The following is a 20,498-nucleotide window of genomic DNA, read 5'->3' as shown; positions in this document are numbered from 1 at the left end:
CGCGCCTTTTTCACTGAAGCAAAAAACTGGCCATGGTTCGCGAGAGCCAGGAGCCAGGAGCCAGGACAAAGTGTTTCGGTGGTAGCTCGGCGCAACGGCATCAATGCCAACCAGCTGTTCCTGTGGCGTAAGCTGTATCAGGACGTCAGCTTGTCGGCGTTCAGCGCCGTCATCGCTGCTGTGGTCCCCAGTTCCTTGTGAAGCTCTTGCATCCTTCATTACAGACGATGCTGTTTCCGCCCTTGCCACGACTGATAGCCCACTCGATGACTGTCGCATTGGTTTCCCTGCGAAAGACCTCAAGCTCATTTTCAGCATGCATTCCAGAACCGGGAGTCTTCGCATCAAGCGGCTTGTATCCCAGGCTGATTGCTTTTTCCTTTTGCTCCGGCCGCCATCCAGCACCCTCGTTCGGAACGGCCACCTTAACCTTCTTGCCACCTGGCATTTTCAGTTCTGCAGTGAGTACAGTCTGCCCGCCTCTGTATTGGTCAACGCCATGTATAAGGCCCGCGTCAGTCTTCAACTGCTTCGCTTTCGCCTTCGGTGCCGGGCCACTTTTCGACTCAGCCTTTGCCGCATTATTTCCGGCTGCCACCATAGCCATCGCAAGCGGGCCTAACGCTTGAGCTGCCGAGATGCGTGGGAGGGTCTGCACGGTTGACCCCGTGCTCATCGCAAACGCGGGCGGGTTTGGAGGGAGTCGGGTGGATTGGAGCGTTTCGAGCCCACTGACTATCGCTGTCGCGTTGGTCGAAGCGAAATTCATCATCTTGTAAGAATGCTGCATCGATTCCGGGAGATCGTCACCCGCCGGGGCAAATGGGACGAACCCACTCATGAGGCCGAGCGTTCCGCCCATGATCTTGGCCGCGAGCGGGTTGTTTACGACGTCGTCACGTATGCTCTGCACGGCCTTGAACTTTTGCCAGCCGAAGACATCCTGCGCCCACGCGTAGCCAGCCGCCTGGTCGGGGTCGAGCTCACGGCCGGTCTCGTAGCCCACGATGGCGTGGAAGGTTCCGACGACGTTGCCTGAGAACACTCTGGCCCTGGGGGCAACTTCCTCCTTGGTAAACCTTATCGGCTCCCATTCCCATGGTTTCCAAGTGAACTCCCAATCCAATCCCTGGATGTCGGTTCTATTCAATGGGTTGCAATTGCAGTAGTGGAACAGGTTGGGCTCATCTTTAACTCCGATCGGATCGCAGCTCACCCACCTACCCAACCATGGTGAGTAATACCGCGCCCCATGATAGGAGAGCCCACTCTCCTCATCCCGCTCCCTCCCCGTGTATCGATACCGCTTTGCCGTCTCTATCGAACTGCGCACTCCCTGATAGGTCGAACTGCCGTAGGGCGAATACTCCTCGTAGGAAATGATCTGCGCCTGCTCATCCAACTCCAGGCTGGCAGAGCCGAGGTGGTTGCCGAACGGGTAGCGAATCACCTGCGGGGGCGCCTGGTCGTTGCCGGTCGTGTCGAGCGTGCGCGTTTCCACAAGGGCCATGCGCTTTTCGTCGTCCATAATGTGCAACGTCTCGCGCTCCAGCGTGGCGGCATTGGCGCCAATAGGGCCGCCGTGCTTGCGGAAGATTTCGAAGCCACCGAGGTAGATGCGTTCTTCGGTAAGGTTTCCATTGTTCTTCTGCACCACCTTACGCACGCGCTGACCTGAGGCATCGTAGATGTAATAGGCTGCGCCGCCGCCCCCCAGATCGATCTGACGTAACTGGTCCTTGTAGTCCCAGTGCATGTTCGGGCCCAGCTGACCGCCACCCAGGTGTGGCATACGAAGCATGTTGCCCTGAGCGTCATGCAGGTAGGGCTCGGGGGCGGCGGCGATCCCATTGCCAACCTGCGTGCTGCTTAGACGGTTACTCTGTTTGCTCTCTTCAATCAGGCTGGTTTCATTGTACGTGTAACGGCGCGTCCAACCCGGTACGGCGCCGTCGCTGCGCGCGTGCTGCATCTGGAGGAAATTGCCGACAGAGTCGTACACATAGCGCTCGATGTACGTACCCATGGCGATGCCATCGTTGGGTGCAAAGCGTCCGGCTGCATTGGCGCTAACGATGCCCACACGCCCTGCATCGTTGTGCGAATGGGCGAGTGGAGCGCCGCCTTGGCCCAGGTGCTCTCTCCCGGTGGCCTGGATCAGGCGGTAGAGGGCGTCGTAGAAGTAGTCGTTGCTCGGCTCGACGCGCTTGTTCTTGAAGTAGATGGTCTGCTGCGCGTCGTCCTGGATGCGGGTGATGTTGCCTGCCGGATCGTAGGTGTAGCGCAAGTTCTGCACCTGTTGGCCCGGCCAGCCGGCGATGGCAGGCTGCGGGCTGTCGCCGGGAAAGGCGGCCGCGTTGCGCAGCGTGAGCAATTGCATAAGCCGGAAAGTGAGCGGGTCATGGCTGTAGAGGGTGCTGACGCCGTTCTTGTAGTCGATGCGCAGGCGTTGGCCCTTGGCGTCGTAGTCGATGTTGGAGACGCCGACCGGAGACGGCGCCTCGTTGTTCGGGTCGAGCAGCACGACGGGTTCGGCTGCGCGCTCCAGCCACACATCCACCCGCTCCAGCAGATTGGCTTCATTGAACACCGGCTGGATGACGTTGAACGTGTTCGGATGCTGGGCGCGGGTCAGGTTGCTGTGCGGCACGATGGACTGGATCGTGCGGTTGAGCGCGTCGTAGCGGGTGCCGCCCTCGAAAAATTCGGCCTCAAGTTGCGGCTCCGCTGGCAGCAGCCAGTCGGGGATTGCGGTGTAATCGCTAACGAGGCGGCGGGTGCCGCGCAGCAGGTTGCCCTTGAAGTCGTAGGCTTCGATGGGGTTGCCATTGGCGTCGAGGCGGGCGTTGGTGCCGACGCCGACGGAATCGGAGTGCCGGAAGATGCGGGTGCGCAGGTTGAGGGCTTCGGCGTTCGCGCGGCTTTCGCCATACTCGATCCTGTCGACCAGGATGTCGCGGTTCAGTGTGCGTGGGTCGGAGGCTGCCTCACCATTGGCGATGGTGCCGCGCACGGTCCGCTCCACCGGGCGGCGCAGCGTGTCGTGGGTGGTCGTGAAGGTGTGGCCGCGGCTGTCCCAGGCGTGGATGAGCTTGCCGGCCACGTCGCTCAACATCCAGCGCGCGCCCGCCTCCATGCTGAGCTGGTGGATACGGTTGCCGAGCATGTCGTAGGCGTAGCGCATCACGAGGCGGCCGAGCGGGTCACCCGCCTGCTGAATGGCGTCGCGCACGGCGCGCTGGTTGCCTTCGATGTCCAGCTCGACGCGACTGGCAAAGCTGTCTTCGGTGCCGTCAAGATCGTGGCCGGTGCAAACAACGCGGTTGCGCGCTACGGTCAGAAAGGGGCGGCCCAGCACGTCGAAGTGCACAGTGGTGGGCGTGTCAGCGTGCGCTTCGGCGCGCAGGGCGGCATTGCGCTCGTCTTGGCCAAGGGCGCCGCCGACGCGCTGCGCATGCCAGGTCTGCCAGGTGGCCGGCTGGGTCTTGAAGTAGTCGGCAACGTAACCGCCGATGTTGGGGTCGGTACGCGGGTCGCCCGTTTGTGCATTTCTCGCCGCGCACGTGTCGTTGACGTCGTAGGTGGTCTGCTGCCAGGGGTCGAAGACGACCTTCTGGTAAGTGTGGTTCGGGTGCAGCGTGGCGATCACGCGCTCGGCCGGGTCGTAAAACAACACCGGGCTGGCGCCGACCTGCACGCCGAACTCGAAGCCGTGCGTAGCGCTGAAGAAGGGCTCGTACTGACGGACCGGTTTGCCCTTGTTGTTGAAGAGGGTCCAGCCGCTGCCGACCCAGCGCGGGTTGACGACGGGACCGCCTTCCAACAGCGACCCGGGCTCGGCCTGTATCTTCTTCTGGCTCTCGCGGCCGAAGCCGTCGGAGTAGGAAAAGCTGAGCCGGATCTTGAGACCCTGCGGCGGCAGCGGCGCGCTTGCATGGGTCTCACGGGCGAGCGTTGCGGCGCAGGCGGGTTGCCACTTCGTCGGGTCGTTGGGGTTGGCCTGCCGGGTGCGGCGGAAGCGCTCGAGGTCATAAACGATGCATGTGGTGGCGTCTCGCAGCAACGCCGGGGCATCGGTGTGCGGGTCGGTCGCAGCGAAAAAGGCGTCGAGCTGCGCCTGCGTAAGGTCAGTGACGAAGCCGCTGAGCGTGTCGCCCTCCGCCAGTGCGGGCAGCGGCTTCCCCATGACGGCCGTGCCGACCACCATGCCCAACGTGTCGAAGGCGACTTCGGTCTGGTTGCGGTTGGGGTCGCTGACGAGGCGCGGCTGCAGGACGCGGTAGTCGTTCGCGTCCACGGTGACGCGGTTGCCCAGTGCGTCGCGGGTTTCGACCATCAGCAGGTCGTTGGCGTCGAAGTCGACGAGGGTGTCTTGACCGAAGGGGTCGCGGTAACGGCGCGGCAGGAAGAAATGCTGTTGAGCCTGGTTGGATTCGGTGGCCGCGTCGTTAGCGGGATTCGTACTGAAGAAGGACTGCCCGGAAGGAATCCACCAATGGTCGTCGGCATCGCTCGCGAAGAAGCGGCCGTCGGCCTTGAGCGTCTGGCTTTGGACGTAGCCGCCCCGGTTGCCGGCCTGGCCGGCGAGCACTGCCGCCAGATCGGGGAGCAATGCTTCGGGCGGTTGGCCTTCGTGCGGGCGCTGGAAGACCTGTGTGAGCAATCCGGGCGTGAAAGCGAGCGTGTAGCTTTCTCCCGGAAGCGCGAGTGAGTGCAGTTCACCGAGCGGCAACAGGCCCGTCATTTCGTCGTGGCGGTAGAGCGTGCGCAGCCATTCGATGGGGCGGCGGCGTTGGTTGCCGGCAGCGGTGGCCTCGTAGACGACTTCCGGGGCAATGAACGTGTGCCGCAGGCGTCCAGGCTTGGCAGGGTCGGGCTCGACCAGATCCGACGCCCGGAACCGGCCGGCCTGGCCACCCGCCGCGTAGCCGGTCAACTCAAAGGTGAGCGCCTCGCAGGGCAGCGGATTACGGTGCGTATCGGCTGATTTGATCGCGTTGGTGACACGGATCTCGGTGTAGGTGAGCAGTGGCGTAGTTTGCTTGGCTTGATCGGCTGCCAGCAGCCCCGTGAGCCCGGGATTCGGCACCTGCTGGACATTCCCCTGATTGTCGACGACGCGAATCTGCGTATGGCGCCCGTAGCCGATGGCGGCTTGCTTGAGCACGTTGCCGTAGTCATCGACCTCCAGTGTCAGCGTGTGCTGGATGCGCGGATCTGCCGGGATGCGTTCGTAGTGGTAGCTAATCGCCTCGCCGGCATGAGTGAAGAAGACGGCGTGGCGGTTGGCGCCCTGGGGCTGCAAGGCGCGAATGGTAAAGTTCTGTTCGGTGACGGTGTAGGGGGTGCGAGCGCGCTCGATCTGCTCGGGCGTGGCGCTCGGCTCGGCGTCATCGGCGTAGACCTCCTGGCGCAGCATCGAGCCCATCAGCGCGCGGCATGCTTCGCGCTCTTCCTCCAGGCTCAGGCCCGTGGGCAGCACCGTGTCCGGCAGCAGCAGGGCTCGGGCTTGGGCGTCGGTCAGGCCGGGTTCGCGGAAGTACTCGCCCTGGTCGGTGGCGTTGAGCAGGCCGGCGAAGTAGTCGCAAACGTGATCGCGGCCCAGGTATACACCGGTGTGGAACCAGGTCTTGATGTGCACCGGAGGGACATGCGACGCAGCCGCGATGTTGTCTGCCGGCACATTGCCGTCGGCCAGGGCCGCGAACTGTTCCGTGTCCCACTGCTCCACCATGCCGAAGCCGCGGAACTCGCGCTCCTCACCGTCGAAGTACCCGTGGTGATAGGCATAACGGGTGACAAAGCGGTTGCGGCTGACGTGGTCGCAGGTTTCCACGCGCTCGACCACGTGCACCGGAAACGGCAGCCGGGTGATCCATGGTTTGCCGTCGCGCTTGTCCTGCAGGTAGAACCTGGTCGAGGGGGCATAGTCGACGCGGGTTTCGGCGCCCAGGTTGTTGATGGTCTTCACCAGCAGGTGGGGCTTGCGGCCACCCATCAGGTTGACGTAGCGCATCGGCCGCCGCGCATCACCCGGCAAGGGCGATGACCAGACGAGGCAGGCGGTGCCGTTTCCGAGCAGGTCGGTCGGCACTATGCTCACGACATCATCGATGCGCGGGAATACCCTCAACTGATGCGGCTGGCTCCAGCTATTGCCCGACTGGTTGAAGTACAGGAGCACGCCGTCGCGGTGCAGATAGATGATGTCGGTGGTGCCGCTGCCGTCGATGTCGGCCAGGCGGATGCGTTTGTGGTCGAACTGGTCCGGGTGGTCGAACCAGGGGGCATGGTCCATCGTCACCTTGGCGCCGAAGCGACAGTAGCCAAAGTTGGGCCAGTAGCAGACTTCACCGTTGCGGATGCGAACGATGTCAGCCAGTCCGTCGCCCGAGATGTCGGCCAGGTAAATGGACTGCGTGCCATCCGCGAAGACGATGCGAGGACCTTTCTCTTCGTCGAGTGCCCGCGCGACACGTCGGGCCGGGCCGAAGCCCTTTTCAGCGAGCGAGGCGTGCCAGACGAAGGCATCGTCTTCGGTGATGAGCACATCGGCGTGGCCGTCGCCGTCGAGATCAATGAACCTGACGTTTGGATCACGCAGGTCACGGTTCAGCCGCGAAGTGAAGGGGCGGTAGGGCTGCCAGCCTTCGGCCTCGTTGTGCTCGTACAGACCTTGAACGGGACCTTCCATGATGACGAGGTCGGGCTGACCATCGCCGGCCAAGTCCAGGAACTGCGCGCCGCCACTCAGGGCAACGTTGGGCTTGAGCGCTACGGTTTCGAGTGCGGCGAGCTTCGCCGTCACGACTTCGCTGCCGTCAGTTAGCCTGGTCGGGATCGGGCTGAGGTTGCGCTTGTAGAACCATGCGCCGGCCTGCTCGGTGAGGATGCCGGGGATGCCTTCTCCGTGCAGGTCGGTCCAGCGGTAGGCGCTGCCATCCACACCGATGGACAGGCTCTCCAGGCTCGCCCGATCAACCTCCTCGACGACATCTTGTACGATGGGCTCGGTGTATTCGAAATCGACGGGGGGCAGGCTGCGCTTGTCATAGCCGCCGTTGTCGCGGCGATAGCCGGCCTGGGTGACAGATTTCAGGAAGGTATAGACCGGATTGCGAACGTCGGTCGGGTCGACTTCGTCCGAGTAGGTGATGTCTGTCGAGCGCACCAGGCAGTCGCGGTCCACGCCGGCTTCGCCTGGGAAATGATGAAACATCAAGACGCGCTGACAGATCCGGTAGGTGCGGACCTCAAAGCCTGCCCGGTAAGAGGAGAACGGGTCGCTGCGCGCTGGCCAGATGCCCGCGTCGCGCGGTGTCGGTGCGTTGGCGTCGTGTTCGCCATAGTCGAAGACGACCTCGAAGAGCCAGGCGTTGCTTGCGTCAACCGCGCTGGCATCTCGAGGTTCGGGCCAGGGAGCATCGTCTTTCAACGCCGGGAAGTACGGCGAGCGATTGCCGTAACGAATGCGCTTGAGGTAGCGCTGCGCTGAACGGGATTCGTCCGTACGGTTGCGCTCGTGGGCCTTGGCGAGTCTGTTACCGGCCGCATCCTCGAAAATCCGCGCCGTGTCTTCTGGTGTGTAGCCGTAGACGATAACATTGCCTTTGTCGTCGTGGCTCTGACCGATCAGCCAACTGAAGATGCGAGTCGCATCAGCGGGATCGGCAATGCGGCTGTCAGCCGTCCTGCCGTACCAGGTGGTGATATTGTCCTTGGAAAGGGAGCGCCAGAACACGTCCGTCGCATCGGAGGTATTCGTCCAACGTTCGATGCGGGCAAACAGGCCTTCGATACGGGGACGGTAGCGGCGAAGCCGGTAACTGGCTCCATCAACCGTTCGTGACTCTTCATGAACGACGTGTTTCCCGTCCTCAAAAACCCAGTTGCCGGCGGCATCCCTCTTGAACTCGGGCACCAAATCTTCGGCCCCTGAAAGGATGAAGATATCGGCATCAACGGGACCCTCGAAATACTGCGGCAAGCCCTTGTCGGTTTTGCGAGTGATCGATGGAAGAGAAAGGCTCCATCCGAAGCCGAACGGGCCATTACCGGCGCCCGAGTCATAGGACAGGGAGAGCTGCGGACCAAAGCCAGACCGCCCCGGGCTGGTGGCGATGGGCACGCTCATGGAGCCCGTGCCGGTGACCGGATTCGCCGAAAACTTCTCGCCTATACCCTTGATGGCGCCACCACCTTTGGGCAAGAAGAGGGCTGGTGCGCAAGCCTGGCCGGTCCCGCCCGCAGGTTGTTGAGCATCTCCAGCAGGCGTTTTGGCATTGTTGCGAGTACTGTTCTGCAATGCCAACCCTCCTGATCCACGACGCCTTTCCTTCACAACGGTCATTGCGAAGGCTGCTGGCCCATTGCGGGGATGCCGAAGCATCAGCCTAGATTACGGGACCAGATCTCGCCTATGTGGGTGTCCGGATTCATTAGACCACTACAAACATCCCTTGATCCTGGTCGGTCCCCGTTTCCGCGGCTGCGTTACGCGGTTGCGAAACGGGTTCTAAATAATCGGATCCAGCCTGTTCCGCTCTAGGACTAGAGTGGCGGAGGCTAGATGGAAGTCACCCTCCTGACGAATCACATGTTTTTCAGGTCGCGATAGAAATTTTCATGGCTGCCAAGTTTCAACAGGTACAGGGTCACTGTCTCACCGTCGTACTCATACCCCAGCAGCGTAAGTTGCTTATTCAGCTTGAATTTGTAGACGCGGATACCCGCTAAATCAGCCACCTTAGCGTCACCCAGCAAGGGGTTGGCCATGATGGATTTGACGGCCTCATCCAGTTCAACCTTCATCTGTTTTGGCAGCTTTTTCACAGCACGGGCAAATTCGTTGGCTTGTATGACCTTCATCCGAAGGTGTACTCGCTCGCGTCGCCCGCCTCCACTTGGGCTCTGGCCTGCAAAAGCCCAACGATAAAGTCATAGGGCAGCTCAGGGTTTTGCTCTGCAATACGGCCGAGGGTGGCCCAATGTTCAATCTGTTTGGGGGTTGAACGATGCGCGGCTGCAGCATAAATGCGAGCAGCTTCAACCAGGGCACTGTCGAGCTTGATGGCGGTACTCATGAGAGATCCAGATCTGGTGCTAAGAGTGTCATAATGAAACCTTTTAAAACCTTCTGTCAATGGTCATGGGGGCGTCGGAAATAGCGGAAATGGGGACCGCGCCTGATCCAAGCCCGGGCGACCTCCTTACGGCCGGAGGTTTGGCTTTCCTGATAAACTGTCTCCCCGTTCCGATTGATCCGTATCTGCACCGTGTAGACCGTCGAGTTGCCCTTGCGCTTGCGTGATGTGATCGTGCCCATTTCCAGTTGCTACATTGCCGAATTCCCTTGCTACATCGTAGCAACCGTCTTCGAAAATCAAGGAAAATGGGTAAAAACCGCTGTATAAAAGATCAGTATCAATGAATTTCGAAAATCCTGAAGCGCCCGTAAACACCAGCCCTACCCGTTCCGAGCCGTCTCGCCGCTTCTCCGTCGCCCCGATGATGGACTGGACCGACCGCCACTGCCGTTTCTTCCTGCGCCTGCTCTCCAAGCACGCCCTCCTCTACACCGAGATGGTCACCACCGGCGCGCTGCTCAACGGCGATCACGAGCGCTTCCTGCGCCACAACGAGGCCGAACACCCGCTCGCCCTGCAACTTGGTGGCAGTGTGCCGCTGGACCTGGCCATGTGTGCGCGCATGGCTCAGGACCATGGCTACGACGAGGTGAATCTGAATGTCGGCTGCCCGAGTGACCGGGTGCAGAACAATATGATCGGCGCGTGCCTGATGGGGCATCCGCAGTTGGTGGCCGATTGTGTGAAGGCGATGCGCGATGCGGTGTCGATTCCGGTGACGGTGAAGCATCGGATCGGGATCAATGGCCGGGACAGTTACGAGCAGTTGTGTGATTTCGTCGGCACGGTGCGGGATGCCGGGTGCACGAGCTTTACGGTGCATGCGCGGATTGCGATTCTGGAAGGGTTGTCGCCGAAGGAGAACCGCGACATTCCGCCCCTGCGTTATGACGTGGCAGCGCAGTTGAAGGCGGATTTTCCGGAGCTGGAGATCATTCTCAATGGCGGGATCAAGACGCTGGAGGCTTGTCGCGAGCACTTGCAGACGTTCGACGGGGTGATGCTGGGCCGTGAGGCCTATCACAACCCTTATGTGATGGCCGAGGTCGATCAGCAGCTGTTCGGCAGCACGGCGCCGGTGATCAGCCGGGCCGAGGCGTTGGCGCAGTTGCGGCCCTACATCGCGGCGCATATCGATGCCGGTGGTTCGATGCACCACATCACCCGGCATGTGCTGGGACTGGGCACCGGGTTTCCGGGGGCGCGCAAGTTTCGGCAGTTGTTGTCGGTGGATATTCATAAGGCTAAGGAGCCGTTGGTGTTGCTGGATCAGGCTGCGGAGTTGTTGGAGGGGCGTTAACGGTAAGTTTTCTGGCTACGTTGAAATGGAGCGCCATTGATGGCAACTGCGACGATAACGACGAAAGGACGGATTACCCTTCCTGCGCAGGTTCGCACCTCGCTCGGCTTGGCCGCAGGTGATCAGGTCGAATTTGTAACGTTGCGAGACGGCAGCGTTGAATTTGAGGCCAGGAACGGCTCGATTCAGGCGCTCAAAGGCCTGATCCGTAAGCCGCCAAAGGCTGTAAGCATTGCGAGCATGAACCCGTCGTATGCTGCGCGAAATCGCAAAGGAGCTGAATTATGCCCCTGACTGAAAAAGAACTGATGGAACGGGATGCCAAGCGCAATATTGGCGAAGAACTGTTGGCTTCGATTCTTGAAGTCAAGGCATGTCCATTGGCACATACCTCTGTAGGAGCAAGCTTGCTCGCGATGGACGTAAACGATAACGCGTTTGTACTGGATAAACGCGTCGTCTTTGAGACCTTCGTCGGAACGCCGCCCGGAGCAAGCTCGCTCCTACATAGATAGCGTTTCGCTGCTGTATATCGCAGCCATTCGTACCGACGTTTTCCGAGACGTATTGTCGAACTGAAGTCATGACGGTGGAATCCGCGGGCGTTAACGGTCGCCCCGGTTGAACCTGTGCCCGGATTTGGCATCGTAACTATCGATACCGCGCCCCGCCTTTCAAACATCCGTTTTCCGGTTGTTGCCGCTGGGGCCATCGATACACGTACACGCCCTTGAGTGGCTGTCAGCGCTCGGGTAATGTCAACAGACCCATAGGACAGAGCACGCCCATGACTTCCAAGCTGGATCAACTCAAACAAATGACCACCGTGGTTGCCGACACCGGCGACTTCGAAGCTATCGCTCGCGTTAAACCCGTGGACGCTACCACCAACCCTTCGCTGCTGCTCAAAGCGGCGGCCATTTCCGGTTATGCCGAGTTGCTGAATGCTTGCGTTCACGACTGCAAGGGCGATGTCGGCCTGGCCAGCGACCGTTTTGGCGTGGCGGTAGGGCAGGAAATCCTGAAGGTTGTACCGGGCCGTATTTCCACTGAAGTGGATGCGCGCCTGTCGTTCGACACTGACGCCGTATTGAAGCGCGCGCACCGTCTGATCGAGCTGTATGACAAGGCTGGCATCGGCCGTGACCGGGTGCTGATCAAGATCGCGTCCACCTGGGAAGGTATCCGCGCTGCCGAGCAGTTGGAAAAAGAAGGCATCCAGACCAACTTGACCCTGCTGTTCTCCTTCGCTCAGGCCGCCGCTTGTGCCGATGCCGGGGTGTTCCTGATTTCGCCGTTCGTGGGCCGCATCTACGATTGGTACAAGAAGGCCAATGGCAATGACTACACCGGCGCGGATGATCCGGGTGTGCAGTCGGTGACGCGGATTTATAACTACTACAAGGCCAATGACTACAAGACCGTGGTGATGGGCGCGAGCTTCCGCAATCTGAATCAGATCGAGCAGCTGGCCGGTTGCGACCGTCTGACCATCAGCCCGGATCTGCTGGAGAAGCTGGCAGCGGATACCGGCAAGCTGGAACGCAAGTTGGCGCCGGGCAATGCCGGTGAGGCACGCTTGAGTCTGAATGAAGCGCAGTTCCGTTGGTTGTCCAACGAAGATGCGATGGCGACCGAGAAGCTGGCTGAGGGTATTCGTCAGTTTGCTCGGGATCAGGAGAAGCTTGAGGCGTTGTTGCAGGCCAAGCTGTGATTTAGTTCAGGGCAATGCAAAAAGGGCGAACTTTGGGTTCGCCCTTTTTTTGCGTTGAATTTGGGTGTTGGATGGGCTTCGCGCCAAGGTTGTGGTGATTGTTATGGCGCCTTCGCGGGCAAGCCCGCTCCCACAGGATTTATGTCGTTCGCGAAGGATGCGAACGACGCAAGTCCCTGTGGGAGCGGGCTTGCCCGCGATGGCGTTGTATCAGTCGATACAGGTGCTAGAGACTCACCGCTTTCGTCGGAACGCCGCCCGGAGCAAGCCTATCTCCTGCAAGAGATCAATGCCGTTCGAGGGCATTCACCAGGTCGTGGAAGGCTTCACGGTTGGAGTCGTTCAGGCCCATGAGGATCTTGTGCGCTTCGAGCACTTTGATCCGCACCACTTCTTCGGACTGGTCCTGGTCTGGCAGGTCGGTCAGGCACTCAGGGCACGGGATCGGGCGGTCAACGATGTTGAACACTTGCTCGAAGCCCATGGACTGCAGCAGACGGGTGATGTCTTCGTGGGTGGTGACGACGGTCGGCAGCAGGCCGACCTTTTGCCGCGACAGGATCGACAGTTTGGCCAGCAGGCCCAGGGTGGTGCTGTCGATGCTGCGGGTTTCGGTCAGGTCGATCACGATCGCGTTGAAGTTCAACGCGGTGAAGATCCGCTCAATAGTCGCATCCAACGCCGAACACAGGGTCAGGCGAACTTCACCGACGAACTTGAGGACGAAGGTGCCGTCCTGCTCGGCGAACTGGATTCTACCGGTACTCATCAAAGATTCCTGCTCAACACCAACAGGGCGATATCATCCGGCATCTCCCCCAGCGTGGCCAATCCAAAAACCTGCCGCAGACCATCCAGGCTGCCGCCCGCTGCCTTGACCCGTTGGGGCAAAGCCGCTTCTTTTTCTTTGAGTGTAGGTTCTGGCAAAAGGTCCAGAATGCCATCGGACATCAGCGTAAGGCTGAACGTCGGTGGCAACTCCAGTACGTGATCTTCGTAGGTGGCTTCATTGAAGAGGCCTACCGGCAGACCGCGCCCTTCCAGATAACGAACACTGTCTGGCGTGTACAACACAGGCAACGGCAAATGACCACCGATGCTATAGGTCAACAAACCTGTCTCCTCGTCGATGACTCCACCGACCATTGTGACGTGTTTACCCAGCTTACAACTGATCAGGCCTCGGTTGATATGACCAAGGACTTCTGAAGGCTTGAATTCCGGCAATGTACCGCTGCGCTTGGATTCGAACAGCAGGCGCGTGGTCATGAACTTCAGCAGCACGGTAACGAAGGCTGAAGAGGCGCCATGACCGGAAACGTCCGCCAGGTAGAAGGCTACCCGACGCTCGTCGACCCGAAAGTAGTCGACGAAATCACCCGACAGGTACAGCGACGGAATGATCTGATGCGCAAACTTGAACTCGTCGATGGTCCACGGGCTGACCGGCAACATGTTCATCTGCACCTGGCGACCGGCGTTCTGGTCTTCCTGGAGCAGGTTCAGGCTGGCGGCGAGCTCGCGGTTGGCCTTTTCCAGCTTCTCGCGGTAGCGCTGGTTTTCCAGCAGCAGGCGCGCACGATCCAGGGCCCGGCGCACAGAGTGCTCGAGCACAGCCAGATCTTCGAGAGGCTTGATCAGGTAGTCCGCCGCGCCCAGGCGCAGGGCCTCGACCGCGTCGTTCATCACGCCGGCGCCCGACACCACGATGACCGGGGTCTGTGGCGACCGCTCGGTGACCTGGCGGATGAGTTCGAGCCCGCCCATCTGCGGCATGCGCAGATCGCAGATGACCAAGTCGGGCTTGTCTTGCTCGAATACCTGAAGACCCTGCTGGCCATTGCTGGCCTGCAAGACGCTGAAACCACTGTCTTCCAAATAGGCGGCGAGGCTCGCGCGCACTACTTCGTCATCATCGATTATCAGCAGCGTGGCACTGGTTTTTGGCATGTGGGCAAACGGCGCCAGAATTAGGTTGGCGTAGCAGGCAGGCGGTTTGGCCGGCTCTCACTACTGGATTCGCTTTCTAGCCTCTCCGTCGCACCGTTTTCGGGCATTTGCCCTACACACGGGTACACCAGAGGTGCCCTTCTAAGGCGCAGACGGTACTCCCATCCGCGGGGCGTTTCAAGCTCACGCCGATGGTCGCTTGACGTCTTTGGTTGCCAAATGACCGGGAGTTATAAAAACCGGCTGAAGCGTAACTGGATGGAAGGTCGTAACCCACGGATTTAATGGGTACTTCGTCTCTCTCCGAATTAAACACCTGTAGGAGCGAGCCCGGAACAAGCTTGCTCCTACCCGGGATCAGAAATCGTCTTCGACCTGGCCGTCCTTGACTTTGAATTCGCGGTTTTGCAAGTACGCATTACGGATGAAGGTGTACTTGTCGCCACTGATCAGTTTCTCGGCCGACAGCAGGCTGGCGCGGGTGTCGATGATGTACAGGCCCATGATCGAGTTACGCACCGATACGTCGTCCATGTAGCGGTAGGGGCCGGTGTAGCCGTCGACATACTTGGACGGCGCGTCACGCAGGGTGCTTGGGCCCAACAACGGCAACATCACGTAAGGCCCGCTGCCCATGCCCCAGTAACCGAGGGTCTGGCCGAAGTCTTCGTCGTTACGCTGCAGGCCCATGTGGGTGCCCACATCGAAGAAGCCCAGCACACCGAAGGTGGTGTTGAAGATCAGGCGCGCAGTGTCGACACCTGCGGCGGCCGGCTTGGCCTGCAAGAGGTCGTTGGCAAGGTTGGTCACATCACCGACGTTGCGGAACATGTTGTGGATGCCGTCTTCGAGGAACTGCGGCGTCACGAACTGGTAGCCTTGAGCCAAGGGCTTCAGGGCATAGGTGTCGAGCACGTCGTTGAATCTGTAGATCGGGCGGTTGATGCTTTCCCAAGGATCTTCTTCCGTGGCGGCCTGGGCAACGAACGGAACCACCAGCACACTGGCGCACACACAAAGCCGAGCTAGATGATTGCTCCAGCGCATAGAAAACTCCTTGGATTGTTACTGGCGCGGGCACAGGGGCCCAAGCGATAAGCGGGCTAGTATAAGACGGAATAGCCGCTTTAGGCAGCATCGTACGTTCCAGGCTGCAGATTGGCGATGATGTTCGGCGATTCACCGCCATGTCACGCAACTGTCACCGTCGGCCCCTAGCCTTGAAACTATTTCAGGGACGTTACTATGCCGCACGCCGAAACCTTGCCCCTCGCTGCACCCAGCCTGACCGCCGTGCTGTTCGGTCTTAGTGGTTGCCTGGTGGATTTCGGCGCCCGCACGCACCGTCACGACAGCCACGCCAGCGAACAGGCCGAGGTCACGCCCGGCGCCCTGGAGAGCCTGCACAATTTGCAGCGGCAACGGATTCCCTGCGCCTGGCTCGATGAACTGCCCCCTGCCCTCTGCCATTCCCTGGCCGCCGCCCTGCCGGAATGGATAATCCCGTCGCAACACATTGCAACAATCAATCCATGGCCGGCCCCCGATGCCTGCTGGCAAGCATTAATGCGCTTGAACGTCGAGCGCCTGGAAGGTTGCGTGCTGGTCAGCGGCGAACCGCGCTTGCTGCAATCGGGGTTGAATGCCGGGTTGTGGACGATTGGCCTGGCGTCCTGCGGCTCGCTCTGCGGACTGGCGCCCAACGAGTGGCAGGCATTGACTCAGCAGGAACGGGACATCAAACGCGGCAAGGCCACGGTGCAACTGTTCGGCCTGGGTGTGCATTCGGTGATCGATCACCTTGGCGAACTTGACACCTGCCTGGCCGACATCAGCCTGCGCCGGCTCAAGGGCGAGAAGCCCTGACCGCCGCCTCACCTATGAACGCATGCAGGTTGCGCGGGAGTGGATTAATCTAAAGGACAGCCATAGACCTTTGGCGTGCCGCTGTGGTCTATGCCAGTGCCTATCGATAAAAGGAAGAACGCCATGCCTGCCCGCGAATTGCAAGAACAGCTCAGTAGACTGCGCGAGCAATTGGAACAGAATCCACCGCTGACCGAAGCCGAGCGCGAAGATCTGCACGTGCTGATGCAACAGATCCAATCGGAGATTGAACTGGAAACCAAAACCCAGGATTCCAGCCTTTCCGATAACGTGAACCTGGCTGTCGAACGCTTTGAAATCGACCACCCAACCCTGGCCGGCACCTTGCGCAACATTGTGCAGGCGTTGGGCAATATGGGGATCTGATCCCGCTGGATGCAAAAAAGCCCTGCCAGCGATGGCGGGGCTTTTTTCATTTCAACCGTGGAGTCTTTTGCGTCTGGTATGACGCCAAGATCGTCCGAACGCGGCCCGAACCTTCGGCAGCTCCTACAGGATCGGGTTTACACGCCGTCAATGTAGGAGCTGCCGAAGGCTGCGATCTTTTGATCTTGATCTTGATCTTGATCTTACTGACGGACCAGGCGGTGGTTCGGCAGTTGCACGTCTTCGGTACTGCGATACGGATTGATATCCAACCCGCCACGGCGCACATACCGCGCATACACCGTCAATTTCTCCGGCTTCAGCAGCCGCTGCAGGTCGAGAAAAATCCGCTCCACACACTGTTCATGGAAGTCCGAGTGCTGGCGGAAGCTGACGATGTACTCCAGCAAACTCGCATGATCCAGCGCCGCGCCACGGTACTCCACCGCCACGCTGCCCCAGTCCGGCTGGCTGGTGACCGGGCAGTTGGATTTGAGCAAGTGGCTGTGCACGCTCTCCTCGACAATGCGCGACTCATCGCAACGCAGCAGCTCCGGACGCGGATGCTCATAGTTGCTCACGCTGATATCCAGATCATCGATGCACACGCCCGGCAACGCCATGACGCCTTCGGCTTCAACTTCTTGCAGGCGGCGAATGCGCACACCGACCGGCTTGCCGGCCGCGGCCGACAGGTCCTTCACCAGCGTGGCTTCAAGGCTGGCGTTATCGGCAAACGGCGTCTGGTTCAGGGAGTTCAGGTACAGCTTGAACGACTTGGATTCGATGATGTTCGGCGAATCCGCCGGAATGCTGAACTCGCCGATCGCCACCACCGGCTTGCCAGACGGCAACAGCCACGACAGCTCGAAGCAGTTCCAGAAGTCCACGCCCTTGTAGGGCAAGGTTTGCGCCGTCAGGCCCAGCTCGGCCCATTTTGCGGTGCGCGGGATCGGGAACAGCAAGGACGGCGTGTAGGTGGCGATGTATTCGCTGGATTTGCCCAGCGGCGAGTGTTCGGCTGCGGGATGCATGGCGGAAACCTGAATGAAGAATCAGCGGATTCTACCAGTCTTTGCGTTTGGCTGTAGGAGCGAGCTTGCTCCGGGCGGCGTTCCGACGATGGTCGTTAACGATAACGCATGTTGACTGGTTAAACGCGGCGCCCTGTAGGAGCGAGCTTGCTCGCGATGGTCGTTAACGATAACGCATGTTGACTGGTTAAACGCGGCGCCTCTGAGTCCATCGTCGGAACGCCGCCCGGAGTAAGCTCGCTCCTACAATTTCCTTAACTGAACGCCATTAAAGTGCCGGGGGTGCCCTTAAAAGATCGCAGCCTCGTTTCACTCGACAGCTCCTACGGGTCCTACAGTTCCGGCAGCGCCGGCAGTGCCTACGGTCAACTGGCCGACCATGCCCGCCTGGTAGTGGCCGGGGATATTGCAGGCAAATTCCAGGTGGGTGGCCTTGGTGAAGGTCCAGGTCAGCTCGCCGGTTTTGCCCGGTTCTATCAGCACGCTGTTGGGGTCGTCGTGCTTCATACCATGATCCATACCGGGCATGGAGCCGTGGTCCATTTCCTTCTTGCCTGTAGGCGTGAGCATGCCGCTTTGCTGCATCTTCAGCATTTCCTGCTGGTGACTGGCATGCATCGCCGCGTCGCCGAGGTTGAATTCGTGCAGCAACTGGCCTTTATTCACCAGCACAAAACGAACCGTCTCACCGGCCTTGATCTCGATCGCCTTCGACGTGAACGACATGTCGCCCATCACCACTTCAACGCTGCGGGTCGCCTTGGCTGCCGGCGCCGGTTGACCGAAGTCGAAGGTATGCGCCGGCGATGCCCACACCGGCGAACTCAGCACCAGCAAACACGCGGCCAGCATCAGAGGTTTGCGCAAAAACATGGTCGTACTCCAACAAGATAAGGTTCAGCCTGTGGAAAACTCTAAACTGCAACCGCTGCCGACAACCTGACACCCCGATTACAACTTTGTCAGGTTGGCCTGTACTGATGCTGCCCACGGTATAAAGCGTTCGTTCCATCTGCCTCGAGTCGCCCATGAAACTGCTGATCGTCGAAGACCAACCGAAAACCGGCCATTACCTGCGCCAGGGCCTGACCGAGGCCGGGTTCAACACCGAACTGGTGGCCGACGGCAGCACCGGCCAGCAGTTGGCGCTGAGCGGCGATTACGCGCTGTTGATTCTCGATGTGATGCTGCCCGGCCGCGATGGCTGGCAGATTCTGCAGGCGGTGCGCGGCGCCGGCCTCGACACCCCGGTACTTTTTCTGACCGCGCGTGACGCGGTGGAGGACAGGGTTCACGGCCTGGAGCTGGGGGCTGACGATTACCTGGTCAAACCCTTCGCCTTCTCCGAACTGCTGGCCCGGGTCCGCAGCCTGTTGCGTCGCGGCAGCGCCAGCCCCCAGGAAACCAGCCTGCAACTGGCCGACTTGCGCCTGGACATGATCCGCCGCCGGGTCGAACGCAACGGCCAGCGCATCGACCTGACCGCCAAGGAATTTGCCTTGCTGGAAATGCTTCTGCGTCGTCAGGGCGAAGTCCTGCCCAAGTCGCTGATCGCCTCCCAGGTCTGGGACATGAATTTCGACAGCGACACCAATGTCATCGAAGTGGCGATCCGTCGTCTGCGCCTGAAGATCGACGATGAGTTCCCGAACAAGCTGATCCACACCGTGCGCGGCATGGGTTACGTCCTTGAAGAGCGCCCGGCCTGATGCGCAGACTGTCGCTGAGCAGTCGCCTGGCGCTGTTGTTTGCCGCCTGCACCGCCGTGGTTTCACTGTTCGCCGGGGTGTTGTTCAGTCGCGCCAGCGAGGCGCACTTTGTTGAACTGGATCAGCAATTGCTCGACGGCAAGTTGATCGGCCTGCGCCGTGCGCTTCACGATCTTCAATCGAGCGAGAGCGAAGTCAGACTGGCGGATGAGTTGAGCCGACAAGCGGATTTGTCGCTGCGGATCACCGGCAGCGATGGCCAACGCTGGTATGACAGTTCGCAGCGCCTGCCCGCCAGTTTGCCGCAGCAACCGGGCCTGTCGACCCTCAACGATGCCGGCACGGACTATCGCGTGTTGAAGGCTCCGTTGTTCCCCGACCGACCCGACTCGCCGCAGCTGACCTTGCTGCTGGACATCACCCATCACCAGCACTTTCTGCAACGCATGCAGCACCTGATCTGGCTGACCGTGGGCTTGTCGGCCCTGGCCACCGCCCTGCTCGGTGCCTGGGCGGCACGCAGCGGTTTGCGCCCCTTGCGGCGCATGAGTGCGGTGGCCCGCGGCGTGTCGGCGCAATCGCTCAATGCGCGCCTGCCCGACACCGACATGCCGCCGGAACTCGCGGAAATGGCCCACCATTTCAACGCCATGCTCGGACGCCTCGACGACTCTTTTCAGCGGCTCTCGGCGTTCTCCGCCGACATCGCCCACGAACTGCGCACGCCGCTGTCGAACCTGCTGACCCACACCCAGGTCACCCTCACCCGCCCGCGCCCGATCGAGGATTACCGCGAAGCACTGCACAGCAACCTCGAAGAACTGCAATGGATGGCGCAACTGGTCAACGACATGCTGTACCTGGCCAAGGCAGACCACGGGCTGTTGATGCCCAGGCGCGAGCCGCTGGAACTGGCGGAGGAAGTGGATGTGTTGCTGGAGTTCTTTGCGCCGTTGGCGGAGGACGCGCAGGTCAGGTTGAGTCGTGAAGGCAGTGCGCAGATGGAGGGCGATCGCAGTATGTTGCGGCGGGCGCTGTCCAATCTGCTGGATAATGCGCTGCGGTTTGCGCCGCCTGAGGGGGAGGTTCGGGTGTTGATTGTCGAGCAGCCCAATGGGTTGAGCCTGACGGTTGAGAACAATGGTGGGGGGATATCCGAGGAGCTGCTGCCGCGTTTGTTTGACCGATTCTACCGGGTTGATCCGGCGCGGCATGAAGGCAGCAGTGAGCATGCGGGGTTGGGGCTGGCGATTACCCGGTCGATCATTCGGGCCCATGGTGGGCAGATTCGGTGTGAATCGGATCGGGGGTGGACGCGGTTTGTGATTGAGTTGCCAAAGGGGGATTGAGGCCAGCAGGGCCGGCCCTATCGCGAGCAAGCTCGCTCCCACA

General features: G+C 60.5%; 15 protein-coding genes and 2 pseudogenes. 9 read left to right on the top strand and 8 right to left on the bottom strand.

The window, feature by feature from the left end; all coding sequences use genetic code 11:
* Positions 1-51 precede the first annotated feature (51 nt).
* A pseudogene (locus ACA067_RS08890) lies at positions 52-195 on the top strand (transposase); the annotation flags it as partial.
* Here ACA067_RS08890 and ACA067_RS08885 read toward each other — a convergent pair.
* From ACA067_RS08885 to ACA067_RS08875, 3 genes are all read right to left on the bottom strand, one after another.
* Positions 170-8,350 (bottom strand): SpvB/TcaC N-terminal domain-containing protein, encoded by an 8,181-nt coding sequence (locus tag ACA067_RS08885; RefSeq protein WP_497461429.1) that lies wholly within the window; start codon positions 8,348-8,350, stop codon positions 170-172. The pseudogene ACA067_RS08890 and the gene ACA067_RS08885 overlap by 26 nt on opposite strands.
* A 242-nt stretch (positions 8,351-8,592) precedes the next feature.
* The gene (locus tag ACA067_RS08880) at positions 8,593-8,868 is read right to left on the bottom strand and encodes a type II toxin-antitoxin system RelE/ParE family toxin (protein ID WP_497461428.1); all 276 of its coding nucleotides are present in this window, start codon (positions 8,866-8,868) and stop codon (positions 8,593-8,595) included.
* Positions 8,865-9,083 carry a TA system antitoxin ParD family protein gene (locus ACA067_RS08875; protein ID WP_497461427.1) on the bottom strand — a complete coding sequence of 73 codons (219 nt, stop codon included), beginning with the start codon at positions 9,081-9,083 and terminating at the stop codon, positions 8,865-8,867. The genes ACA067_RS08880 and ACA067_RS08875 overlap by 4 nt, the downstream gene beginning before the upstream one ends.
* A gap of 343 nt (positions 9,084-9,426) precedes the next feature.
* On the opposite strand from ACA067_RS08875, the gene dusA reads away from it, so the two are divergent.
* The 4 genes and pseudogenes from dusA (at position 9,427) to tal (ending at position 12,160) form a co-directional block, all read left to right on the top strand.
* The gene (gene dusA / locus ACA067_RS08870) at positions 9,427-10,446 is read left to right on the top strand and encodes a tRNA dihydrouridine(20/20a) synthase DusA (RefSeq protein ID WP_497461426.1); all 1,020 of its coding nucleotides are present in this window, start codon (positions 9,427-9,429) and stop codon (positions 10,444-10,446) included.
* A 39-nt stretch (positions 10,447-10,485) separates the two neighbouring features.
* On the top strand, positions 10,486-10,740 hold the full coding sequence (locus ACA067_RS08865) for an AbrB/MazE/SpoVT family DNA-binding domain-containing protein (protein WP_497461425.1): 255 nt from the start codon (positions 10,486-10,488) through the stop codon (positions 10,738-10,740).
* Positions 10,731-10,809 (top strand): annotated as a pseudogene (locus ACA067_RS08860) (helix-turn-helix domain-containing protein); the annotation flags it as partial. The gene ACA067_RS08865 and the pseudogene ACA067_RS08860, both read left to right, overlap by 10 nt.
* A gap of 424 nt (positions 10,810-11,233) precedes the next feature.
* Positions 11,234-12,160, top strand: coding sequence for a transaldolase (gene tal / locus ACA067_RS08855; RefSeq protein WP_497456032.1), 927 nt, complete (start codon positions 11,234-11,236; stop codon positions 12,158-12,160).
* A 286-nt stretch (positions 12,161-12,446) separates the two neighbouring features.
* Here the strand turns inward: tal and rssC are convergent, their stop codons facing one another.
* The 3 genes from rssC to ACA067_RS08840 form a co-directional block, all read right to left on the bottom strand.
* Positions 12,447-12,929: an anti-sigma factor antagonist RssC gene (rssC, locus tag ACA067_RS08850; protein ID WP_007935262.1), complete on the bottom strand. Its 483-nt coding sequence runs from the start codon at positions 12,927-12,929 to the stop codon at positions 12,447-12,449.
* Positions 12,929-14,110: a two-component system response regulator RssB gene (gene rssB / locus ACA067_RS08845; protein ID WP_497461424.1), complete on the bottom strand. Its 1,182-nt coding sequence runs from the start codon at positions 14,108-14,110 to the stop codon at positions 12,929-12,931. The genes rssC and rssB overlap by 1 nt, the downstream gene beginning before the upstream one ends.
* A 357-nt stretch (positions 14,111-14,467) precedes the next feature.
* Positions 14,468-15,157, bottom strand: a complete 690-nt coding sequence (locus tag ACA067_RS08840) for an MlaA family lipoprotein (RefSeq protein WP_497461423.1) — start codon at positions 15,155-15,157, stop codon at positions 14,468-14,470.
* A gap of 198 nt (positions 15,158-15,355) precedes the next feature.
* On the opposite strand from ACA067_RS08840, the gene pcrP reads away from it, so the two are divergent.
* On the top strand, positions 15,356-15,976 hold the full coding sequence (pcrP, locus tag ACA067_RS08835; RefSeq protein ID WP_497461422.1) for an HAD superfamily inactivated hydrolase PcrP: 621 nt from the start codon (positions 15,356-15,358) through the stop codon (positions 15,974-15,976).
* A 123-nt stretch (positions 15,977-16,099) separates the two neighbouring features.
* Entirely contained in the window at positions 16,100-16,363 is a 264-nt protein-coding gene (locus ACA067_RS08830; protein WP_497461421.1) for a DUF4404 family protein, read from the top strand.
* A gap of 203 nt (positions 16,364-16,566) precedes the next feature.
* Here the strand turns inward: ACA067_RS08830 and queF are convergent, their stop codons facing one another.
* A complete protein-coding gene (gene queF, locus ACA067_RS08825) occupies positions 16,567-17,397 on the bottom strand; it encodes an NADPH-dependent 7-cyano-7-deazaguanine reductase QueF (protein WP_497461420.1) in 831 nt (276 codons plus the stop codon).
* A gap of 309 nt (positions 17,398-17,706) precedes the next feature.
* Entirely contained in the window at positions 17,707-18,270 is a 564-nt protein-coding gene (copI, locus tag ACA067_RS08820) for a copper-resistant cuproprotein CopI (protein WP_497461419.1), read from the bottom strand.
* Positions 18,271-18,425: 155 nt separating this feature from the next.
* Between copI and ACA067_RS08815 the strand changes: the two genes are divergently transcribed.
* Together ACA067_RS08815 and ACA067_RS08810 are read left to right on the top strand one after the other, a co-directional pair.
* On the top strand, positions 18,426-19,106 hold the full coding sequence (locus tag ACA067_RS08815) for a heavy metal response regulator transcription factor (protein WP_497461418.1): 681 nt from the start codon (positions 18,426-18,428) through the stop codon (positions 19,104-19,106).
* Positions 19,106-20,455: a heavy metal sensor histidine kinase gene (locus tag ACA067_RS08810; RefSeq protein WP_497461417.1), complete on the top strand. Its 1,350-nt coding sequence runs from the start codon at positions 19,106-19,108 to the stop codon at positions 20,453-20,455. Before ACA067_RS08815 ends, ACA067_RS08810 begins: the two co-directional genes overlap by 1 nt.
* The last annotated feature ends 43 nt before the right edge of the window (positions 20,456-20,498 follow it).

Source organism: Pseudomonas sp. LBUM1674 (genome assembly GCF_059695635.1).
This window is presented reverse-complemented; position numbering and strand designations above follow the sequence as displayed.